At 71.6% G+C, this 4626-nt stretch carries 3 protein-coding genes; all 3 read right to left on the bottom strand.

Annotated features, from left to right (window positions below; translation table 11 throughout):
• Nucleotides 1–121 precede the first annotated feature (121 nt).
• The 3 genes from ACRYR7_RS24440 to ACRYR7_RS24430 all read right to left on the bottom strand — a co-directional run bounded on the left by ACRYR7_RS24440 (nt 122) and on the right by ACRYR7_RS24430 (nt 3811).
• Nucleotides 122–1444 (bottom strand): malectin domain-containing carbohydrate-binding protein, encoded by a 1323-nt coding sequence (locus tag ACRYR7_RS24440; protein WP_432574916.1) that lies wholly within the window; start codon nt 1442–1444, stop codon nt 122–124.
• Between the two features lie 418 nt (nt 1445–1862).
• Complete coding sequence (locus ACRYR7_RS24435; protein WP_432574914.1) at nt 1863–2888, bottom strand: LGFP repeat-containing protein; 1026 nt, start codon at nt 2886–2888, stop codon at nt 1863–1865.
• A 155-nt stretch (nt 2889–3043) separates the two neighbouring features.
• Nucleotides 3044–3811, bottom strand: coding sequence for a DUF4190 domain-containing protein (locus ACRYR7_RS24430; RefSeq protein WP_432574912.1), 768 nt, complete (start codon nt 3809–3811; stop codon nt 3044–3046).
• Nucleotides 3812–4626 lie beyond the last annotated feature (815 nt).

Below are 4626 nucleotides of genomic sequence, written 5' to 3'. Positions count from 1 at the left end.
TTATCCCGTGCTCTGCGGGGGGGGCCCGCCGGGTCTCGGCCCGAGGCCGGCGGCCCCCCCCCGGGCCGGGGGCGCCCACCCTCGGGGTGCTTGTAGCCGGGGTGCTACAGGAGCGGTGGGGTCAGTTGACCCGGTGCACCGCGATGCTGGAGATGATCGGGTTGTCCGTGATCTTGCGGGCCTGGATCGTCAAGTTGCCGTCGTCGACCGAGACGTACGCCGAGCGGTACACGACCTGCCCGCGACCCACGGAGGCGGCGATGTCGAAGTTCTTGGCCACCGGCTGCCTCTCCGCGCTCAGGTCGAACACCCGCTGCCCGGCCTTCCACCAGGTCGGGTCGATGAATCCCATGCTCACCAGGTACTCGCCCCGGGTGGGCACGGGGATGTCGTACGTGCTCCACCCCCAGCGCGCGGTCTGGAACTGCACCGGGCCGCCGGTGAAGCCGGTGCTGACGGCCTGCCCGCCGTCGAAGAAGGCGTCCCCAGGCCCGCCGGCGTCCACCACCGTGTCCGCCACCACCGTTGCCACCACCGAGTCGTACACGGAGCCGCCGTCGGTGCAGGAGTGCTCCCACCACGTGGAGGTGCCCGCCGGCCACGCCGAGGCGGACTGGTAGCGCTCGTGACACGCCCCCGAAGGGGTGGAGTCCACCGCGATCGCCCCGGGCGGGCTGGCCAGGACGCTGAAGGTGGAGTCGTAGGTGTACGTGTGCCCGCCGCCGCCGCAGACCTGTCCGGTGGCCTGCTCCAGGCGCATCGAGGTGCCGGTGGTGGTGCCGCGCACCTTGTCGGTCTGGGCTCCGCAGTGCCCGCCCTCCTCGCCCAGCGGGTGCTCCACGACGGTGTAGGTGGTACCGGCGGGCTGCCCGGCCGGCGCCGTCCACGACAGCTGCACGCCGCGGTCGTGCGTCCTCTGATACTGCGCCTGGTCCACGGCCACCTTCGCGCTGATAGCGGTGACGGCCTTGACCGCGCCGGTGCTCACCGTCAGCGTCTTGTCCAGGGTGTTGTTGCGCTCGTTGGTCTCCGGCACGCGGTTGACGTCGTCGACCCAGGCGCGCACGGTGTGCTTGCCGGTGGTGGCCTTCCAGGCGTTGGTGCCGGCCGGGCCGGCGTTGGCGCGCACGACCACCGACTGCCCCGGCGCCAGGCGGGTGCTGTTGGTGTCCGACCAGGACACCACGCGCCCGTCGACGATGAACGCCACGCCGTTGGTGTAGGTGGTGTAGTCGAACTGGCCGTCGTTGCGGATGGTGGCCTGGAAGACCACCGGCGCGCCGGGGGTGTAGGCGCCCACCGTGGTGATGTCGGTGACGACCAGGTCCACCACCGGTGCCGCCGCCTGCGCGGCCCCCACCCCGGTGCTCGCGCACAGCAGCGCCCCGGCTGCCATCGCGCCCGCGCGGATCGTGCGCCTCGTGCGGCGAGGTCTCGTGCTCATGGTTCCCCCTGGTGTGGTTCACCCGGGCACCAACCGGCCCGGCGGTGAAGCACAGTAGGAGCACAGGGCCGGGTGCGCCAGGACCTCCTCGGAGGGTCATCGGCTCGCCCGCGTCGGTACCTCCGCTTCCACCTTCCGGCCAGGGTGCGGGCCAGGCTGGGGCTGCCCCTCCGGGAGCACGGCAGGCACGAGTGGAGGGCCACAGGGGTACGGAAGGCCTGCTCCTGTGGCGGCTTCGTGTCCGGCTGGCCTGGTGTGCCGGGCTCGTGTGGCGCACAGGTCGAGGAGCGCACAGGTGGGCGCTCCTGCGTGCTGGTACGCGCTGGTACGTGCTGGGACGCGGGGTGTGCGAGGGGCCCTGCGGCACTCGGCGCCGCGGGACCCCTCGCTGCACCCCGCGGTGCAGCGGGTGGCGTGTTCAGCCGATCTTGGTGAAGGTCTGGCAGTCGCTGGTGGAGAAGCCGGTGTCGCTGGCCTCGATGGTGACGATGGTGGCGCCGGTGACGTAGTCGTTGCTGATGATGTCGGCGAAGCTGCCGCTGAAGCCGCTCAGGCGTTCCCAGTAGCAGCCGTAGCTACCTGCTGCGGGGCCATTGGAGCGGTAGGTGCCCGGCTGGACGTCGGCTCCGACGCGGAAGGTGCCGGTGCCGGCGATGGTGGGGGCCGGGGCGGGCGGCTGGGCGATGGGCTGATTGATCAGGGCGCCGCGGGCGGGGTTCCACTCGATGTAGCCGCCGGTGAAGTTCTGGCGCTTGCCGCCGGTGATGTCGAACTCGCTGCTGGTGGGGAAGCCCAGGCGGCCGCCTTCCCAGCCCTGGCGCGCCCAGGCGTCGCGGATGGCGCCGCGGATGACGTGGGCACCGGTGCCCGAGGACCAGTAGATCGCTCCGCCCTGGAAGGTGTTGTAGGCCCCGCGCTTGTTGGGGGTGGGGACCTCGCTGCTGGTGGGAAAGCCCAGGTAGCCGTTCTCCCAGCCCGCCCACGCGTACGCCTGGCGGATCGTGCCCTGCACCGCGTGGGCGCCGGTGGCGGGGGAGAAGTAGATGGCCCCGCCTTCGAAGGTGTTGTAGGCGCCGCGGCCGTTGGGGGTGGTGATCTCGTCGGAGGTGGGGAAGCGCAGGGAGCCGTTCTCCCAGCCCAGGCGTCCCCAGCCGTTGCGGATCTCGCCGTGCACCTCGTGCGCACCGCTCCAGGGCGACCAGTAGATCGAGCCGCGCTGGAAGGCGACGTAGACGCCGCGCTCGTTGGGGGTGCGGATCTCCCCGGTCACCGGGGCTCCCAGCAGCCCGCCCTCACCGCCGAGCTGGTCGTACTTCACCCCGATGTCGCCGCCGACGCGGGGGTCGGCGCTCGCGGGGGCGGCGCTGATCAGCGCTGCCGAGGTCAAGGCGGCGGCGATGCCGGCCACCACTCGCCCGGTCTTCTTGATCCTCTTGATGTGCATGGTGTCCTTCGCGTGGGTGGATCGCTCACCCTGCCGGGTGAGCAGGTGGTGTCGAGCGGGTACTGCGGATGCTGAAGGTGCTGCGGGTGCTGGGCGGGAGCTGCCCACCGGTGCTCGTCCCTCGATCGGTGGGCAGCTCCCGTCGGTGACCGGTGTCAGAGGGTGTTGGTCCAGGCGCCGCGTTCGTCGCTGATCCAGCTGCCGTCGTAGAGCAGGACGTACTGTCCCGGGGCGGCGTCGCTCTCGAAGCAGACGTCGCCGGTGGTGGTGCCGCCGGGGGCCAGGTCACCGGAGTTCAGCTCGTTGTCCCCCCAGGCGCCCCAGGTCTGGGCTGCGCCCTGGGGGTTCTGCAGGGACCAGTCCAGGACGTTGTAGCTGCCGGGGGCGTCGCTGGTGTTGGTGTAGGTGACGGTGGAGCACAGCAGCTGGCGGTTCAGGACGTCGTCGTCCTGAGCGGTGAGCGCGGTGGCGCTCAGGGTGAGGCCGTCCAACTGCAGGGTGGCGCCGCCCTGGCCGACGACGTCGTCGGCGGTGGCGCCGGGGAACTGCGAGGCGGCGGCGGCGTCGGCGGCGCGTTCCTGCTCGATGGAGGCGTTGACGCCGTTGACGACGGCGCCGGCGATGATGTTGGCGATGACGGCGCCGATGATGGCGAGCACGGAGAGGATCAGGCCGGTGATGGCCAGGCCCTTGCCGGCGGCGCGGCGCTTGCGCACAGCGATCAGGGCCAGGACGGCGCAGGCCAGGGCGATGACGGCCAGGACGATGCTGATGACGTTCAGCACCGGGATGAGGCAGCCGAGGATCGCCAGGATCCCTAGGACGAGGGAGGTGATCGCCAGGCCCTTCTTGGCCGGGGCGGGGGCCGGTGGGGCGTAGGCGGGGCTGGGCTGGGCGTGCGGGTGGGCGTGCGGGTGGGACACGGTGCTCCTGGTGCGTGGTGGGTGGGCAGTGGTTGCCCGGGGCGCAGTGTGACAGGTGGGGCGGGTGTGAAACAGGGGAACGGCACAAGTGGTGCTCAGCAGCCCTATGCCATCTGCTGGGCGTGGTCGGTCGGTGACCGCTCGTGGCACCGGCACGGGTGCCGGTGCCACGAGCGATCTCACACCAGCGGCGCGTGCACCTCAGAGGTGCGCTGCGTGCTGTGGCGCGGGGAGCGGGGTTCGAGGTGGTGAAGGGTGTGCCGCAGCGCGCCGGCGCGTGCTGCGACCGCCGCTGGCGCTGGTGCGGGGTGGCCCAGCGGTGCTCGAGGAGGGCCGTGCGCTGCGGGTCCTGTTCGTCGACGCGGGCCGTGTCGGTCGGGTCGGAGCCGTGGCCGGGGCAGTACGCTGGTTGCATCCCTGGTGCACCGGTTCTTCCGGGTGGGCGTCCTCTGGGAGCCGGCCGGTGCTGCGTGAGCGGTGGGGGTGTACGGGGGAAGCTTTGGGTGTCGAGTTCGCTCGTAGCGGACACACCGATCCAAGGATTCTCCAGTGCTCGGGGGCTTGGGGCCGCAGGCCCGTTGCGCAGTCCTCGTTTCGGGCGCGCAGCGCCCCAGCAGGGAATTCCGTTCTCCTGCTCCGCGCAGCGGGGCAGGAGGGATTCCCGGGTCCACCGAGCGCAGCGAGGTGAGCCCGAGAATTTACGAGGAACTCTTGAGCGCAGCGAAGGAGTTTCCACCGCAGCCGCGAAACCTGTTGCACCACAACGCTGGTTGCGCTGTGCCGCGCAGCGGCACCTCGAGCCGCTTCAGCGGCTC

The sequence above is a fragment of the Kineococcus gurbantunggutensis genome (assembly GCF_050871925.1).
Taxonomy (GTDB): Bacteria; Actinomycetota; Actinomycetes; order Actinomycetales; family Kineococcaceae; genus Kineococcus.
Note: the sequence above shows the minus strand (reverse complement) of the source record. Positions and strands in the feature narration are given on the sequence as shown.

Excerpts from the sequence above, each read along its gene's own strand:
- ACRYR7_RS24440 (WP_432574916.1), bottom strand. The coding sequence starts at position 1,444 with ATGAGCACGAGACCTCGCCGCACGAGGCGCACGATCCGCGCGGGCGCG.
- ACRYR7_RS24435 (WP_432574914.1), bottom strand. The coding sequence starts at position 2,888 with ATGCACATCAAGAGGATCAAGAAGACCGGGCGAGTGGTGGCCGGCATC.